We start from the raw sequence: 16,690 nt of genomic DNA on the forward strand, positions 1-16,690 counted from the left end.
TCATGGGGGCGTGCGACAATGCCCATCGGAAAACGTTTGCCATCTGGGGGTCTATCTATGCTGTACGAGTTTTGTGCCGAGAACTTTGAGCGGGTGCCGGCGGCTATCGATGCCGGTGCAAAGCGCATCGAGCTGTGCGACAACCTTGCCGTCGGTGGCACTACGCCCTCGGCTGGTGTTATCAGCGCTACGGTCAGCTATGCTCACGAGCATGACGCACGAGCGATGTGCATGATTCGCCCGCGTGGCGGTGACTTTCACTACAACCAGGACGAGCTGCGCATGATGGAGATGGACTTGGGTCTTGCCGTGAGCGCCGGCGCCGATGGCTTGGTCTTTGGCTGCTGCAAGCCTTGTGCCGGCGGCTGGGCGCTCGACGAGCTTACGTTGGGCGCCCTCGTGATGGCCGCGGGCTGCGCGACCGAGGAGTGCAAGCGCGAGTCCCTTGACATCACCTTCCACATGGCGTTTGACCAGCTCTCGCCCGAGGCTCAGCTCGATGCCGTCGACACACTCGCCGACTGCGGCATCACGCGTATCCTGACGCATGGTGGTGCTGCCGGAACGCCGATCGAGGACAATCTGGAGCACCTATCGCGTCTTGTCGAGTATGCGGGCGACCGCCTGACCATCCTTCCCGGCGGCGGCATTTCCACGGCCAACCGCGATACCGTGGCGGCGGCATTGGGCGTCTCCGAGCTCCATGGCACCAAGATCGTGCCGCTGGAGGCGTAACCCGTGGCGCTGGTATTTGACGTTCAGCAGGCGAGCGGCAAGCCCGACGACAACCGGCGCCCTGGCACCGCGTGCCCCTTTTGCGATACCGAGGGACTCGCCAATATCATCCGGCGCGACGGCGACTGCATCTGGCTCGAGAATAAGTTCAAAACCCTGCGCGCCACCCGTCAAACCGTGCTGATCGAGTCAGCCGATCACGATGCCGACCTGGTGACCTATGAGCCAGATGAACTCCACCATGTGATGAGGTTTGCCCTGGATTGCTGGCAGCAGATGATCGATTCACGGCAGTATCGAAGCGTGCTCATGTACAAGAACAAGGGTCCTCTCTCGGGCGGTAGTCTCGTTCATCCGCACATGCAGATTGTGGGTTTGGAGCAGGAAGACGGCTATGCTTCGTTGACTTCCGCCAATTTCGAAGGCATCAATGTCTGGCAACAGGGGAGAATCGCGGCCAACATCTCAACCGAACCGATCATGGGGTTCTTTGAGGTCAACGTTTCAGCCCCGCAGGGAATCGCCGCCAGCGATGACACAAGAGACCAAGCCGAGGCAGATCTCTTCGCCGATGCGATCCAGGTGGCTCTGCGCTATATCCTGAACGAGCACCACGGTGGTCGCGCAGAGTCGTACAACTTGTTCTTCTATCACCTGGGCGGTCGGACCATTGCCAAGGCGCTGCCGCGTTGGGTGGTTTCGCCCTACTTTGTCGGCTATCGTTTGGCCCAGGTCAATGCCGAGACAACGCTCGATATCGATGCTGAGCGCTTGCGTGCGCATCTGGAAACGCTCGTATAGCAAGATTAACACCCGTGTAATGCGGACAGTCTAGCGCGCCATGGCGTCGCGGCCGGCCTCGACACGCTTGCGCTGGGCGGCGCGCTCCTCGCCGGTCAGACGCTCAAAGAGATGCCCGATAAACGAGGCGAGTATCTGCTGAAACAGCGTTCCGCACATGACGGGAAACACGACTTCGCCTGGAAAGTACTGTGTGGCGATGACGGCGCCCGAAGAGATGTTACGCATGCCGCAGGTAAAGCACATGGTAGTCGTCTCGCTATATGGCAGATGCAGCGCACGGGCGACCAGAAAACCGACGACAAAGCCGCTGATGGCGAAGGTCAAAATAAAGAGGGCGACTTCCAGACGCATCGCGTTCATGTGCAGGACGTACTCGCTCATGGCGGTGGAGTTGGAGGCGATAATGCCCATCATCATGAACTTGCAGGCGGGCGAGAGCGCGGGGGAGAGCTTCTCGTGTCCCCATCCACGTGTGAGCTCGTTGATCACGATGCCGAGCACGGCGGGGATGGCGATCATAAAGGCCATGTCCTGCATCATGCTCGGCACATCGATCGAGACGGTGGCACCCAGCAAGAGCTTCAGCGTGAGCGGAATCGTCACAGGCGAGATAACCGAGGACGTCAGGATGATGGTGAGCGCGAGCGGGCCGTTGCCGCCGAACATGCTAATCCACATAAAGGCAGTGACCGCCACGGGTACGCTGTACTCGAGCACGATGCCGCAGACAAGGTTGGGATTGGAGCCAAAGAACAGCGATCCCATGGCATAGGCTGCTATGGGAATAAGCACCGCCGAGACGAGCAGCGCCAAAATCAGGTGCAGGGGACGGCGGAACACCTCAGCGACCTGGTGGAAGGTGTTGCTGAGCGCACCTTGGAACGTCATAAAGGCGAAGAGGGCGGGAACGATGGGCTTGAGTACGCCGATCTGCTGGGGAAAGAGCACGCCGAGCGTTACGCAAATCGGAACGATGACCTGCATATGCCCCGCGAGGAACTTTCCCAGTCCAACCCATTGCTTCATATGCCCCGTGACTCCCTTTATCCGCGAACTCGTTTGAATGGATATGCTAGACGCTCGCATGCGTCCGTGCGTCAGAAACGCTCGATTATTTCGAGGCTATTACCGGCCTCGTTTACCGAAACCAGGGCGTGCCGCGAGGCTCTGCGTCCGTGCCGCACGGTATAATAAATCCGTTCAACAGATCTGCCTGCCGAAGCGGGCATACACAGAGGACTCATCGCTATGAACCGTGAGAGGTATCGCGGCGACCTGCCCCTATCGGGGGTGGGCGCCTATGTCATCGCTTAAGACGACGCATCGCTGGGCGGTCGCTCAGCAAAATCCCGAGCTCGAAAAGGAGCTTTCGGCTGGTCTGGGCATACCCGGGCTGGTGGCGCGCATTATGGTTGCGCACGGCATTACATCCATCGAGGAAGGCCAGCTGTTTTTGACGCCTTCGCTCGATCGCGACTGGGCGGACCCGCTTGTTATTCCGGGCATGGCGGTCGTCGCCGACCGCGTTGAGCGTGCTATTCGCAACCACGAGCGTATCGCCGTCTTTGGCGATTTTGACGTCGACGGCATTACGTCGACTTGTCTGTTGACCGAGGCGCTACGTTCGTTTGGCGCCAACGTCACGCCGTTTATTCCGCACCGCTTTGACGAGGGCTACGGCCTGTCGCGTGCGGCGCTCGACCGCGTCAACGAGCTTGCTCAACCCAACCTGATTGTGACCGTCGATAACGGTATTGCTGCCAAGGAAGAGGTCTCCTACCTGGAGAGCCTGGGGATTGATTTGGTGGTCACGGACCATCACGAGCCGTCCGACCAGGTGCCGCAGGGCGTGCCCCTGACCGACCCCAAGCTCGAGGACGAGGGCCCCTCGCGCGAGCTTGCCGGTGCCGGTGTGGCGCTTAAGCTGGTACAGGTCCTGGGCGAGCGTTTGGGCAAGCCGTCGTATTGGCGTTCGCTGATAGAGGTCGCGGCGCTGGGCACCGTGTCCGACATGATGCCGCTCACGCCCGAGAATCGCGCACTGGTCGCCGAGGGCATCCAGCAGATGCGCGTGACGGCCCGCCCCGGTTATATCGCGCTTGCCGCACTTGCCAAGGCCGACCTTTCTACCATTACGGCCGACGGCCTGTCGTTTTCGCTCATCCCTCGTCTGAATGCTGCCGGCCGCATGGCTGATCCCAAGCTGGCGCTCGACCTGCTGCTTGCCCGCGACCCCATCGAAGCGAGCGCGCTTGCCGCCGAGCTCGAGGAAATCAATCGCCAACGCCGCGAGATCGAGGCCGAGCTTACGCGCGATGCCATGGCGAAGGTCGAGGAGACTTATGACGGCGGGCGCGCGATTGTCGTGGGCGGCGAAGGTTGGCACGAGGGCGTCAAGGGCATCGTGGCGAGCCGCCTGACCAACCGTTATCACGTGCCGGCGCTGCTGTTCTCGATCGAGGACGGTATCGCTCGCGGTTCGGGTCGCTCGGTGGGCAAAGTCAACCTGTTCGACGCCGTAGAACGCTGCTCCGACCTGCTGATTCGTCGCGGCGGGCATGCCGGTGCGGTGGGCGTGACCATCGAGGCATCCAAGCTCGATGAGTTCCGCCGTCGCCTTTCGGCCGTGCTATCGGAGCTTCCTGCCGATGACTTTGAGGACACTGACGAGGTTGCCGCCACCGTTGACCTCTCCGAGCTGAATATCGAGACCATCGAGCAGATTTCCCGTCTTGAGCCGTTTGGCCAGGGCAATAAGGTGCCGCTTCTGGCCGCCGAGGGCGTGACGATGTGCGATCGCGCCGTGGTGGGCAAAACCGGCGAGCACATGCGCTTTGTGGCGACCGATGGCGCCGCGAGCGTGCCGGCCATCATGTTCCGCGTGCCGCAGATCGATAAACTCATCAATTGCGACAGTGCCGTCGACTTGGTGTTCGAGGCCGTGGCCGAACATTGGCAGGGACGTGTGAAGCCCAAGCTCATGATTAAAGATGTCTTGGTGCGCGATACCGCGGCGCCCAATATCGACGATCCGGCATGTGAGCTTCGCCGCGGCGTGCAACCAGCGGATTCTGGCCTGCGCCTGGAGTCGCGTAAACGTGAGACGCTCGCCCAGCTTTCTTATACCGAGCTCACGCGCTCGCTTATCCATAGCTTTATCGGCTCGAACCAGCCGCATCGCGCGCAGGTCGAGGCACTCGACGCGCTCGCCGACCACCAGAGCGTCTTGGCCGTTATGGGGACGGGGCGCGGCAAGTCGCTCATCTTCCATGTGCACGCCGCGCGCGAGGCGGTCCTTCGTGGGCGGGCGAGCATCTTTGTCTATCCGCTGCGCGCGCTCGTTGCCGACCAGGCTTATCACCTCTCGTCGACGATGGCTGCGCTCGGCATTGGCGTGGGCGTGTTGACCGGCGAGACCGTGGAGGCAGCGCGCGATGACGTGTTTGCCGGCCTGGCTTCGGGCCGCACCGGCATCGTTCTCACGACGCCGGAGTTCCTGTCTATCCATCGCGATCGCTTTGCACGTTCTGGACGTATTGGCTTTGTCGTTATCGATGAGGCACACCATGCCGGTCTTGCCAAAGGCGGCGACCGGAGCGCCTACCTCGACATGCCCGATATTCTCAAAGCCCTGGGCGACCCCGTTGTCATGGCGGCAACGGCTACCGCGACGGCCCCGGTCGTGGCGGAGCTTGCTCGTGTATTGCCGATTACCAGGACGGTGGTCGACGAGACCGTTCGCGAGAACCTGCAACTCGAGGACGACCGTGACCTTGCGAGCCGCGAAAATCGCCTGGTGTCAATCGTGGCGACGGGGGAGAAGACCGTCATCTACGTCAACTCGCGCGACCAGTCCGTGGCGCTTGCCAAGACGTTGCGCAAACGCGTGCCCGACTGCGCGACCCATATTGCGTTCTATAACGCCGGGCTTGCGCGCTCCGATCGCCGCCGTGTCGAGGAAGCGTTTCGCGACGGAAGCCTCAGTTGCATCGTTTCGACCTCTGCCTTCGGTGAGGGCGTCAACCTGCCCGATATCCGTCATGTCGTGCTCTACCACATGCCGTTTGGTGCGATTGAGTTTAACCAGATGAGTGGCCGTGCCGGCCGCGATGGACAGCCCGCCGTGATTCACCTGCTCTATTCGTCGCGTGACGCTCGTATTAATGAGCGCCTGCTCGATTGTTACGCGCCCGAGCGCGATGAGCTTGTCACTCTCTATCGAGCGCTGCAGACCATGTGGCGCTCCAACCGTGGCAAGACGGGGGACGATTCATTCTGCGCGAGCGATATCGACATTGCGCAGATGTGTCTTGCCATCGATGCCCGCACGCCGGTCGACGAGCGCTCGGTGGAAAGCGGCCTGGGAATCTTCGAAGAACTCGGTTTCTGCCGCGTTTCGGGGTTTGACGATACGCGTCGCATCGCGATGGCGGAAAACCCCGGTCGCGTGCAATTAAGCAGGTCAATTCGCTATTTGGAGGGCTTGCGCTCGCGCATGGAGTTCACGGCTTTTCGGAGCTGGGCACTCGATTCGTGCGCTTCTGATATGCTAGCCAAAGTTAACCGCCCGATCGTACCGCGGGCCTAGGGGAAGGGGACCTCGATGGACGCCGCAGCCCGTACCGCCCATGATTCCACCCTCCAGCCGTTTTCGGAGATGGAGCACTATAAACATGCCGATGAGCTGCCGCCCGAGATTATGGCGGACAGCTACGACAAGCTGGAGCGTCTGTGCCTCAAATATATGAACGAGGACGACTTCTCCAATGTGGAGCAGGCCTACTGCTTTGCTGCCGAGAAGCACTGCAACCAAAAGCGGCGCTCGGGTGAGATGTACATTAACCATCCCGTCGAGGTAGCTATCATTCTGGCTGACCTCAAGATGGACTGCGATGTGGTGTGCGCCGCGTTGCTGCACGATACCGTCGAGGACACCGAGACCTCGCTTGCCGATGTTTCGGGTCTGTTTGGCGAAACCGTGGCAGGGCTCGTCGACGGCGTGACCAAGCTCACCAACATTGAAGTCGACAGCATGGACGAGAAGCAGGCGCTTACGCTGCGCAAGATGTTCCTCGCCATGTCCAAGGACATCCGCGTCATCATCGTCAAGCTCGCCGACCGCCTGCATAACATGCGCACGCTTGCCGCTCTGCGCGAGGACCGCCGCCTGTTTAAGGCACGCGAGACCATGGACGTGTACGCGCCTTTGGCCGACCGCCTGGGCATGAGTTCAATCAAGTGGGAGCTCGAGGACCTGTCCTTTTTCTACTTGGAGCCCGATGCCTACCAGCGCATCGCGCGCATGGTATCCGAGTCGCGCGAGGTTCGCGAGCGTTATCTGGCCGAGACCATCAAGACGCTCACCGATGAGCTCAATCGCATTGGTCTTGAGGGCTTTCAGATCAACGGTCGTTCCAAGCACTATTGGTCCATCTATCAAAAGATGAAGCGCAAGGGCAAGGAGTTCTCCGAGATTTACGACCTGGTGGCGCTGCGCGTCATCACTCATTCGGTGCGCGATTGCTATTCCACGCTTGGTGCCGTGCATACCCTGTGGCATCCCATGCCCGGTCGTTTTAAAGACTATATCGCCATGCCCAAGGTCAATAACTACCAATCGCTTCACACGACGGTTATCGGCCCCACGGCCCGTCCGCTCGAGATTCAGATTCGAACCTACGAAATGCACGAGCAGGCCGAGTATGGCATCGCTGCCCACTGGCTGTATAAGAAGTCGGGCGGATCGTCTGCCTCCAAGACTAACGATGCGCAGCGTCTGGACGACCAGATCAACTGGCTCAAGCACTCACTCGACTGGGCGGCGTCTGACGAGATCACCGATGCCAAGGAATACCTGCATTCGCTGAAGGTCGACTTGTTCGACCAGGAAATTTTTGTCTTTACGCCCAAGGGCGAGGTCATGGCGCTTCGTGCCGGCTCTACACCGCTCGACTTTGCCTACGCCGTTCATACCGAGGTCGGTAACCACTGTGTCGGCGCCAAAATCAACGGTGCGGTGGCGCCGCTCACGCACGAGATCAAGACGGGTGACCGTGTCGAGATTCTGACTAACAAGAGCTCTAAGCCGTCGCGCGATTGGCTCAAGATCGTCAAGACACCTTCGGCCAAGTCAAAGATTCGCCGTTATTTCACCGCCGCGACCAAGGATGACGACGCTGCCGCCGGCCGCGATATACTGGCCAAGGACCTGCGTAAGCGCGGGTATGGCATCTCTACGCCACGATCCACGCGTGCGCTCAACGCCGTGGCGGAGCAGTTTAACTTCAAGCAGCTCGAGGACCTTTTTGCAGCCGTTGGCGCGGGCAAGGTCGCCCCGCGCGCTGTGGGCAATAAGGTCGAGCAAATCTTGGACCCCAAGCCCGAGGAACAGCTCACCAAGGCCGAGGCTATCGCCGAGGTCGTAAAGCAGCCCGCTCGCGGCTCCAACCGCAAGCCGCAAAAGCGCGGTAAGAGCGCCAGTAACGGCATTATCGTCAAGGGCGAGAGCAACAGCGGCCTGCTGGTCCGTCTGGCTCATTGCTGCAACCCCGTGACGGGCGACGACATCGTCGGCTTCATCACGCGCGGTCGTGGCGTTTCGGTGCATCGCGCCAACTGCCCCAACGTCAAGGGCCTTATGGAACATCCCGAGCGCATGATTGACGTAGAGTGGGATGGTGCTGCCGATACGCTTTTCCAGGTCGAGATTGTGGTCGAGTGCCTGGACCGCATGGGCCTGCTCAAGGACGTCACCATCGCCATTGGCGATGCAGGCGGCAATATTCTTTCCGCCGCCACGTCGACCAACCGCGAGGGTATTGCAACCTTGCGCTTTATGGTCGAGATCTCGGACGCGAGTGGTCTGGATCCGCTGCTGGCCTCTATCAGCAGCGTCGACTCGGTCTACGACGCGCGCCGCCTGATGCCCGGCGAGGGTGGAGCCCAGCTTAAGCGCCGCGTTTAGTCGCGACGAACGTGTCACATTATCGATATTCGCTACACTCGAGGCATCGTTTGATGCCTCGAGTTCTATAGAGAGGAGAGGGACATGAGTGCTGTGTCCTTGGATTTAACTCCCAAGGGATCGGTCGAGATTGAGACGCTCGTAAACGGTCCCATTCAGACCAATAGCTATGCTGTTATTTCGGACAATGAGTGCGTGATTATCGACCCCGCATGGGAAGGCGAGCGTTTGGTGGAGCATATTCGAGCCGAACATGCCGGTGTACGCGTGCTTGGCGCCGTATGCACTCATGGCCATGCCGATCATGTTGGTGGTGTTGCCGGCGTGCGAACCACCGTTGGCGAGGGCTGCCAGTATGAGCTGTGTGCCAAGGATGTGGCGGTGCCGCATGCGAACATCGAGGAACAGCGAGCTATGTGGGGCATTGAGACGCCTGACCCCGGGGAGCCGACGCGCCTGCTCGCCGAAGGCGATGCTATCGAGGTGGGCGATATCTGCCTGCAGGTGATCGAGACGCCAGGGCATACGCCGGGCGGGATCGTCTTGTTTGCTGCCACCGAGCAGGGGAACATTGCCTTTGTGGGCGACACACTATTCCCGGGCAGCCACGGCCGCACCGATCTTTCTGGAGGAGACGAGGCGGCGATTCTGCGCTCGCTCTCCAAGCTCGCCCGGCTTCTCCCGCCCGATACCGTTTGCCTAACCGGCCATGGCGATTCGACCACCATGGCACGCGAGCTCATGCAGAACCCTTTCATGCAGGTGTAGCTTTATAGTCAGCTCCTGAAGCACGAGAAGCGTCCAAACGTCAAGCTATTTTTCCCCAACGGGTCGATTCCGTAGGGCAAACGGTCAAAAAAAGTCTGTTTGGACGATATTCGTGAACAAACGAACGTTTATGCTCGGGTACGCCGTGGTAAAATCTCAGGCGTTATCGGAGCAACCTTACAGGAGGTTTCTTTTATGCTCGTCAACGCAGCAGACATGCTCAAGAAGGCCGAGGCCGGCAAGTACGCTCTCGGTGCCTTCAACACCAACAACCTCGAGTGGACCCTGGCTATTCTCCAGGCCGCCGAGGAGGCCAAGTCTCCGCTGATCCTTCAGTGCACCGCTGGTGCCGCTAAGTGGATGGGCGGTTTCAAGGTCTGCGCCGACATGGTCAAGGCTGCCGTCGAGGCCACGGGCGTTACCGTTCCCGTCGCCCTTCACCTCGATCACGGTTCTTACGAGGACTGCTTCAAGTGCATCGAGGCCGGCTTCACGTCCATCATGTATGACGGCTCTCACGAGGAGACCTTCCAGCTTAACCTCGACCGCACCAAGGAGCTCGTTGAGCTTGCCCACTCCAAGGGCATGTCCATCGAGGCCGAGGTCGGCGGCATCGGCGGCACCGAGGACGGCGTGACCTCCAACGGCGAGCTCGCTGACCCTGCTGAGTGCAAGCAGATTGCTGACCTGGGCGTCGACTTCCTCGCCTGCGGCATCGGCAACATCCACGGCGTGTATCCCGCCGACTGGGCTGGCCTTTCCTTCGAGCGTCTGGGCGAGATCAAGGCTCAGACCGGCGACCTGCCCCTCGTTCTGCACGGTGGTACCGGCATCCCCGAGGATCAGATCAAGAAGGCCATCTCCCTGGGCATCTCCAAGATCAACGTCAACACCGACCTGCAGCTCGTCTTCGCCAAGGGCGTCCGCGAGTACATCGAGGCTGGCAAGGATCAGCAGGGCAAGGGCTTTGATCCCCGCAAGCTCCTCAAGCCTGGTCGCGACAACATCGTTGCCCGCACCAAGGAGCTCATGGAGGAGTTTGGCTCCGTCAACAAGGCGTAAGCGTCGTTAAACTTCCCGCCGGAAGCCCCGTCCCCCTACACTGTTTCCTTTGCGCTCACCTGGCTTTGCCAGAAGTCACGCCAAGGAAACAGTTCCGGGGGACGGGGCTTCCTTCGTTTAACGCCGCAGGGTTACGAGTCTGAATTAAGGTGGCTACTGGCTTCGCCAGAAGTCGCGCAATGGGAAAAGCTCCGGGTGAACGGGGCCTCCTTTGTTAACTCGCTACAGGGTTACTGGGCTGAATTCATTTTTATAGGTACCGTTCAGCGGCGTTGATGGCTCCCTTGTTGGGGCTTTCTTTCTATCTCGTTACAATGGACTCCAGGAGTTCGAATGACTTGGAGTTTGGTGTGGCTGTTATTGATGTGCTGCCTTCGGATGGGAAGGTTATTGACGAGGGTCCTGTTGGTTGCTCTGTTGATGTTTGCTGTGATGATTTTCGCCATCTCGATATTGGGCTACCGCCTGAGATTCTTCGTCTTAAGGATGCCGGGTATTTGACGCAGGCTGTTGCCGCCTGCGATCGCCTTTTGGAGCAGAACCCTGAGCCTTCGCTGGCTGCCTGCGTTCGCGCCGAGCGGTATCGCATGATCGAGACGCCGCTTCATTTTTCGGTGTCGCGTGATCGGGCTATCGAGATGATCCGCGAGGAGTGGCCTGAGTTTACCGAAGAGCAGTTTGACGACCTGATTGACCGCAAGCGTATCGATTGGCGCTTTATCGATGGCGAGCTGTTCGTTCTTGACAACTTCCTTGATTCTTTGCGCGTGTATCCCAAGGAGGTTCCGGGTCTGCGTCCCGATTCTGCGGATGGAATTGCGCTGCGCAACCAGATGCTCGAGGAGATGGAGTCGCAGGGCGGGCTGTCTCGCACCATTACGCTTAAGGCATGCGTGTCTGTCCCCGGTGCTTTGGAGGGGGAGACCGTTCGCGCGTGGCTTCCCGTTGCCGCCGCCTGCCGCCAGCAGTCCCAGGTCGAGATACTTGATATGACGCCGGAGGGGGCCATTGCTCCTGCGAGCGCCTCGGCGCGTACTGCCTCGTGGGTCTCCTCGACCGATCGCACATTCTCGGTGACCTATCGCTATCAAATCGATGCCGCTTATCGCGATATCTATGGGGGTGCACTTCCAGCGCATCCCTGTATGGACGCGCCGTTGCCCGAAGATATTTCCGAGGACCGTCCGCACATTGCATTCACGCCGTATCTGCAGCAGCTGACGGCCGGTGTTGTTGACGGACTCGAGGATCCGCTCGATCGCGCCCGTGCTATCTATGATTACCTGACGCAGCATATCGACTATCGCTATCAGCCGCCGTACCTGCTTTTGGGATCTATTGCCGATGACTGCGCGCATTCGCTCCGTGGCGATTGCGGCGTTATGGCGCTCACGTTCATCACCATGTGCCGTATCGCGGGCGTGCCTGCCCGTTGGCAGAGCGGCCTGTATGTTGCGCCCGATTCGGTGGGGCCGCACGACTGGGCAGAGTTCTATACGCCGCAGACCGGTTGGCTCAACGCCGACGTGTCATTTGGATCTTCTGCTCGCAGGATGGGGGAGGAGTGGCGCCGCCATCACTACTTTGGCAATCTCGACCCGTGGCGTATGGTGGCCAACAATCGATTCCAGGCAGAGTTTGAGCCCTCTTTCGACGGCATGCGCGAGGACCCTTACGATAACCAGATGGGTGAGGCTTCGGTCGACGGTCGCGGATGCCGTCAGCGTGAGATGCTCCGCACGGTCGAACTCATCGAAATGCTCGAAGTTCCATTTTCGGACTAATCAACAGAAAGCTGTGATAAACTAACTCACGCATTACGTGCCCGAGTGGCGGAATTGGCAGACGCAGTGGACTCAAAATCCACCGTTGGCAACAACGTGCGAGTTCGAGTCTCGCCTCGGGCACCATACATGCAACTGAGCGTTCAAGGGGGTCAAGACCCCCTTTTTCGTGTACGTAATGTGATAGCGCACTATACGTGTTATTATTCGCAAGGCGTTGTTCCCGCAATGCCCTAAAGAGGAACCCGAGGGTTCCCACCTTTTGGCGCCAATGAGCAGCTGACTGGTCATACAACTTAGATTCCCTTCCTCGTATCGAGGATGTCTATGTGTACGACCTGGTTGCAAAGAAGCGCCGGGTTATTTTTTTATGAATGGAGGTAGGGAAAATAGCTAAGTCTGATGACACCCGCATCAACGACGAGATCACTGCATCTTCGTGCCGTTTGATTGGCGTCGATGGCTCTCAGCTCGGCCTGTTCGCCATCCGCGATGCCCAGCGCGTCGCTGACGATCAGGGTCTCGACCTGGTCGAGATCGCTCCCAACGCGGAGCCGCCGGTCTGCAAGGTCATGGACTACGGTAAGTTCAAGTACCAGCAGGCCATGAAGGCCAAGGCCGCTCGTAAGAACCAGTCTAAGGTCGAGGTCAAGGAAATGAAGTTCCGACCCAAGATCGACGTTGGCGATTACGAGACCAAGAAGGGCCACGTTCTGCGTTTCCTCAAGAAGGGCGCACGCGTTAAGATCACCATCATGTTCCGCGGCCGTGAGATGGCTCACCCGGAGCAGGGTCTTAACGTTCTCGAGCGTCTCGCCGAGGATCTCAAGCCTTACGCTACGGTCGAGTCCAAGCCTAAGATGGAAGGCCGTAACATGCTTATGCTGCTCGCCCCGATTAAGGGCGCCTTCGATGAGGATAAAGCGGCAAGCGATACCAAGTAACTAGTGTTCTGTAACCGATTAAGGAGTATTTCATGCCTAAGATGAAGTCCCACAGCGGCACCAAGAAGCGTTTCCGCAAGACTGGCACCGGCAAGCTTATGCGCGCCAAGGCTTTCAAGAGCCACATCCTGAGCAAGAAGTCCACCAAGCGTAAGCGTGGCTTCCGTCAGGAGACCGAGATCGCCGCTGCCGACCGCAAGGTCATCAAGTCGCGTCTCGCCTAAGTTCGCGTTCCCGTTTTTCGTTTTACCGTCTAGGAGTTGATAGAACATGGCACGTATTAAGCGCGCTGTTGCCGCCAAGAAGAAGCGCCGTACCGTTATGCACCGTGCGAAGGGTTACTACGGTGCCGCTTCGCGTACTTACAAGCATGCTAAAGAGCAGGTCCAGCACTCCCTGCAGTATCAGTATCGTGATCGCCGCAACATGAAGCGCGAGATCCGCTCTCTCTGGATCACCCGCATCAACGCTGCCGCTCGCCTGAACGACATCTCTTACTCTCAGTTCATGCACGGCCTGAAGGTTGCCGGCATCGAGCTCGACCGCAAGGTTCTGGCTCAGATGGCTTACGAGGACATCGAGTCCTTCAACGAGCTGGCTGCCATTGCCAAGAAGGCTCTCGAGGCTTAATTGCTTCTTGCATCTTAAAGGGGCGCTTCCAATCCGGAAGCGCCCCTTTTTGATTGATTAGGGATGTGATCGATTTGGGACGTAGCCAAACCGATCAATTCGATAGCGTCCGAGTTGCAAGAAAGAGCAGGTAGCGTATGTGTCAAAGATTTTTGACACTCTAATCTGCGCGCAGCCATCCGTATGGGTTTGATTTTGGGATTACGCTTTGCTTGCCGGCTTCTGTTGTGTAGCCGCCCAATAAGAGTTGAGATGCATTCGAAGGGAACGCCATGCAGCTGCCAAAACACCTTAAACAGTATCGACTCGATGCTGGTTTGTCCCAGGAGGATCTTGCAAGGCGCATTTTTGTAACACGTCAGACCATCAGTAATTGGGAGCGCGGTAAAACGTACCCCGACATCCAGAGTCTCCTACTGCTGTCTGAACAACTGGATGTAACGATTGACGAGCTTGTTAAAGGCGACATTTCAATAATTAGAGAAAGGGTTGAACGCGATAGGGGCACGCTCTATCGCTTGGGTGCGGGGATGTTGGCTGGGCTTCTTGCGTTTACCGTCTCTATGGCCTGGCTCATGTGGCAACAAAACCACGGGTGGGGGATGGTCCAGTGCGTTCCGACGATGGTGTTGGCAGGCGTCTTTGGTGCTGGCGCAATGTGCTGCGCGCTTGCAGCGGAACATATCAAGAAGAAGAATGATTTGGTGACGTATCAAGAGATATCCGACTTCTTGGACGGAAAGAAGGCGGACAGCGAAGAGACGAGGACGGGCTGGGCTTACGAGCATCCACAGCTTGCGAATGCCATCAAGTTTGCCGCAGCGGCTCTTATTGGACTAATCGTTTTTGAACTCGTTAACGCTGCTATGTCCCATTTCTAATGGGTATACAGCCATTAATGCGGCCGAAGCTTAACCGTTGGAAAACCGAAGGGCCGCTCTAATAGGGGGGCCGCGGCCCTGTTCTTTCTAGTCTCTCACAGAGAAGGTCCCATCCTCATTTGTGTAGGAACCGTGGAGGCCCAGATTCCCGCCACCGGGGCCCCTCCGGTCTGGCAATATATCTCCTTGCCGCGCGGCCCGGTCGAACCGGATGTACCGCGCAGGCGTGCACCTTGAGAACCGGATACTGCGAGGATGGACACCTACGGGTGTCGCATCCGGGCAGACATCGAACCATTTGAAATGGTCTAACTTGGATTTGTTTTTCGCAAGGCCGCCGAGAGGCGGCCCCGAGAAATTCCTTTTCCTATACTAAAACCATATGAATCGAACGGAACCGATCAGCGATGAACTGAGAGGACCGGACGGGCTCGAAGCCCATTTACTTTGGACGGAGAGTTCGATCCTGGCTCAGGATGAACGCTGGCGGCGCGCCTAACACATGCAAGTCGAACGGCACCTGCCTTCGGGCAGAAGCGAGTGGCGAACGGCTGAGTAACACGTGGAGAACCTGCCCCCTCCCCCGGGATAGCCGCCCGAAAGGACGGGTAATACCGGATACCCCGGGGTGCCGCATGGCACCCCGGCTAAAGCCCCGACGGGAGGGGATGGCTCCGCGGCCCATCAGGTAGACGGCGGGGTGACGGCCCACCGTGCCGACAACGGGTAGCCGGGTTGAGAGACCGACCGGCCAGATTGGGACTGAGACACGGCCCAGACTCCTACGGGAGGCAGCAGTGGGGAATCTTGCGCAATGGGGGGAACCCTGACGCAGCGACGCCGCGTGCGGGACGGAGGCCTTCGGGTCGTAAACCGCTTTCAGCAGGGAAGAGTCAAGACTGTACCTGCAGAAGAAGCCCCGGCTAACTACGTGCCAGCAGCCGCGGTAATACGTAGGGGGCGAGCGTTATCCGGATTCATTGGGCGTAAAGCGCGCGTAGGCGGCCCGGCAGGCCGGGGGTCGAAGCGGGGGGCTCAACCCCCCGAAGCCCCCGGAACCTCCGCGGCTTGGGTCCGGTAGGGGAGGGTGGAACACCCGGTGTAGCGGTGGAATGCGCAGATATCGGGTGGAACACCGGTGGCGAAGGCGGCCCTCTGGGCCGAGACCGACGCTGAGGCGCGAAAGCTGGGGGAGCGAACAGGATTAGATACCCTGGTAGTCCCAGCCGTAAACGATGGACGCTAGGTGTGGGGGGACGATCCCCCCCGTGCCGCAGCCAACGCATTAAGCGTCCCGCCTGGGGAGTACGGCCGCAAGGCTAAAACTCAAAGGAATTGACGGGGGCCCGCACAAGCAGCGGAGCATGTGGCTTAATTCGAAGCAACGCGAAGAACCTTACCAGGGCTTGACATATGGGTGAAGCGGGGGAGACCCCGTGGCCGAGAGGAGCCCATACAGGTGGTGCATGGCTGTCGTCAGCTCGTGTCGTGAGATGTTGGGTTAAGTCCCGCAACGAGCGCAACCCCCGCCGCGTGTTGCCATCGGGTGATGCCGGGAACCCACGCGGGACCGCCGCCGTCAAGGCGGAGGAGGGCGGGGACGACGTCAAGTCATCATGCCCCTTATGCCCTGGGCTGCACACGTGCTACAATGGCCGGTACAGAGGGATGCCACCCCGCGAGGGGGAGCGGATCCCGGAAAGCCGGCCCCAGTTCGGATTGGGGGCTGCAACCCGCCCCCATGAAGTCGGAGTTGCTAGTAATCGCGGATCAGCATGCCGCGGTGAATGCGTTCCCGGGCCTTGTACACACCGCCCGTCACACCACCCGAGTCGTCTGCACCCGAAGTCGCCGGCCCAACCGAGAGGGGGGAGGCGCCGAAGGTGTGGAGGGTGAGGGGGGTGAAGTCGTAACAAGGTAGCCGTACCGGAAGGTGCGGCTGGATCACCTCCTTTCTAGGGAGATAAATCTTCTAGAGAGATCAACTTAACTCGAATAGAGGGCAGGAGCCCGTCCGGCAGATGTCTTCCCGGGGAAGTCCCCGCAGCACCCGGTCCCCGGGGTCGCACCCGCGTACCTTGAGAGCCGCATAGCGATAGGAGAGAGATGGAAGAGATT

Annotated in this window: 12 protein-coding genes, 1 tRNA gene and 1 rRNA gene; 13 read left to right on the forward strand and 1 reads right to left on the reverse strand. The window is 59.4% G+C overall.

The genetic code is table 11. The annotated features are described in order from the left end of the window. Positions 1-57: 57 nt before the first annotated feature. Both ACGHEN_RS03055 and ACGHEN_RS03060 read left to right on the forward strand, forming a co-directional pair. A complete protein-coding gene (locus tag ACGHEN_RS03055; protein WP_390397266.1) occupies positions 58-735 on the forward strand; it encodes a copper homeostasis protein CutC in 678 nt (225 codons plus the stop codon). A 3-nt stretch (positions 736-738) separates the two neighbouring features. After that, the gene (locus ACGHEN_RS03060) at positions 739-1,536 is read left to right on the forward strand and encodes a DUF4931 domain-containing protein (protein WP_055250624.1); all 798 of its coding nucleotides are present in this window, start codon (positions 739-741) and stop codon (positions 1,534-1,536) included. Positions 1,537-1,566: 30 nt separating this feature from the next. Here ACGHEN_RS03060 and ACGHEN_RS03065 read toward each other — a convergent pair whose 3' ends face one another. Further along, positions 1,567-2,565 carry a bile acid:sodium symporter family protein gene (locus tag ACGHEN_RS03065; RefSeq protein WP_055250622.1) on the reverse strand — a complete coding sequence of 333 codons (999 nt, stop codon included), beginning with the start codon at positions 2,563-2,565 and terminating at the stop codon, positions 1,567-1,569. Positions 2,566-2,839: 274 nt separating this feature from the next. Here ACGHEN_RS03065 and recJ point away from each other — a divergent pair, with 274 nt between their 5' ends. The 11 genes from recJ to ACGHEN_RS03120 all read left to right on the forward strand — a co-directional run bounded on the left by recJ (position 2,840) and on the right by ACGHEN_RS03120 (position 16,527). Then, complete coding sequence (gene recJ / locus ACGHEN_RS03070; protein WP_390397268.1) at positions 2,840-6,127, forward strand: single-stranded-DNA-specific exonuclease RecJ; 3,288 nt, start codon at positions 2,840-2,842, stop codon at positions 6,125-6,127. Positions 6,128-6,142: 15 nt separating this feature from the next. Next, entirely contained in the window at positions 6,143-8,503 is a 2,361-nt protein-coding gene (locus ACGHEN_RS03075) for a RelA/SpoT family protein (RefSeq protein WP_390397270.1), read from the forward strand. Positions 8,504-8,587: 84 nt separating this feature from the next. Further along, the gene (locus ACGHEN_RS03080; protein WP_390397272.1) at positions 8,588-9,271 is read left to right on the forward strand and encodes an MBL fold metallo-hydrolase; all 684 of its coding nucleotides are present in this window, start codon (positions 8,588-8,590) and stop codon (positions 9,269-9,271) included. Between the two features lie 195 nt (positions 9,272-9,466). Next, positions 9,467-10,333 carry a class II fructose-1,6-bisphosphate aldolase gene (fba, locus tag ACGHEN_RS03085; protein WP_006234429.1) on the forward strand — a complete coding sequence of 289 codons (867 nt, stop codon included), beginning with the start codon at positions 9,467-9,469 and terminating at the stop codon, positions 10,331-10,333. A gap of 350 nt (positions 10,334-10,683) precedes the next feature. Continuing rightward, on the forward strand, positions 10,684-12,117 hold the full coding sequence (locus ACGHEN_RS03090; RefSeq protein WP_118081437.1) for a transglutaminase-like domain-containing protein: 1,434 nt from the start codon (positions 10,684-10,686) through the stop codon (positions 12,115-12,117). A 39-nt stretch (positions 12,118-12,156) separates the two neighbouring features. Beyond that, a tRNA-Leu gene (locus tag ACGHEN_RS03095) sits at positions 12,157-12,243 on the forward strand. Between the two features lie 248 nt (positions 12,244-12,491). Then, the gene (infC, locus tag ACGHEN_RS03100) at positions 12,492-13,061 is read left to right on the forward strand and encodes a translation initiation factor IF-3 (RefSeq protein WP_006234423.1); all 570 of its coding nucleotides are present in this window, start codon (positions 12,492-12,494) and stop codon (positions 13,059-13,061) included. A gap of 32 nt (positions 13,062-13,093) precedes the next feature. Next, entirely contained in the window at positions 13,094-13,285 is a 192-nt protein-coding gene (gene rpmI / locus ACGHEN_RS03105; RefSeq protein ID WP_006234422.1) for a 50S ribosomal protein L35, read from the forward strand. 46 nt (positions 13,286-13,331) lie between these two features. Beyond that, positions 13,332-13,691 carry a 50S ribosomal protein L20 gene (rplT, locus tag ACGHEN_RS03110; protein WP_390397275.1) on the forward strand — a complete coding sequence of 120 codons (360 nt, stop codon included), beginning with the start codon at positions 13,332-13,334 and terminating at the stop codon, positions 13,689-13,691. A 272-nt stretch (positions 13,692-13,963) separates the two neighbouring features. After that, on the forward strand, positions 13,964-14,572 hold the full coding sequence (locus ACGHEN_RS03115) for a helix-turn-helix transcriptional regulator (RefSeq protein WP_118081240.1): 609 nt from the start codon (positions 13,964-13,966) through the stop codon (positions 14,570-14,572). Positions 14,573-15,020: 448 nt separating this feature from the next. After that, positions 15,021-16,527: ribosomal RNA gene (locus ACGHEN_RS03120) — 16S ribosomal RNA — on the forward strand. Positions 16,528-16,690 lie beyond the last annotated feature (163 nt).

This window comes from Collinsella sp. i06-0019-1H4, from assembly GCF_042849575.1.
In the GTDB taxonomy this organism is placed as follows: Bacteria; Actinomycetota; Coriobacteriia; order Coriobacteriales; family Coriobacteriaceae; genus Collinsella.

Coding starts and splice junctions, on each gene's coding strand:
- ACGHEN_RS03055 (WP_390397266.1), top strand. CDS start 58: ATGCTGTACGAGTTTTGTGCCGAGAACTTTGAGCGGGTGCCGGCGGCT.
- ACGHEN_RS03065 (WP_055250622.1), bottom strand. CDS start 2,565: ATGAAGCAATGGGTTGGACTGGGAAAGTTCCTCGCGGGGCATATGCAG.
- recJ (WP_390397268.1), top strand. CDS start 2,840: ATGTCATCGCTTAAGACGACGCATCGCTGGGCGGTCGCTCAGCAAAAT.
- ACGHEN_RS03075 (WP_390397270.1), top strand. CDS start 6,143: ATGGACGCCGCAGCCCGTACCGCCCATGATTCCACCCTCCAGCCGTTT.
- ACGHEN_RS03080 (WP_390397272.1), top strand. CDS start 8,588: ATGAGTGCTGTGTCCTTGGATTTAACTCCCAAGGGATCGGTCGAGATT.
- fba (WP_006234429.1), top strand. CDS start 9,467: ATGCTCGTCAACGCAGCAGACATGCTCAAGAAGGCCGAGGCCGGCAAG.
- infC (WP_006234423.1), top strand. CDS start 12,492: ATGGAGGTAGGGAAAATAGCTAAGTCTGATGACACCCGCATCAACGAC.
- rpmI (WP_006234422.1), top strand. CDS start 13,094: ATGCCTAAGATGAAGTCCCACAGCGGCACCAAGAAGCGTTTCCGCAAG.
- rplT (WP_390397275.1), top strand. CDS start 13,332: ATGGCACGTATTAAGCGCGCTGTTGCCGCCAAGAAGAAGCGCCGTACC.
- ACGHEN_RS03115 (WP_118081240.1), top strand. CDS start 13,964: ATGCAGCTGCCAAAACACCTTAAACAGTATCGACTCGATGCTGGTTTG.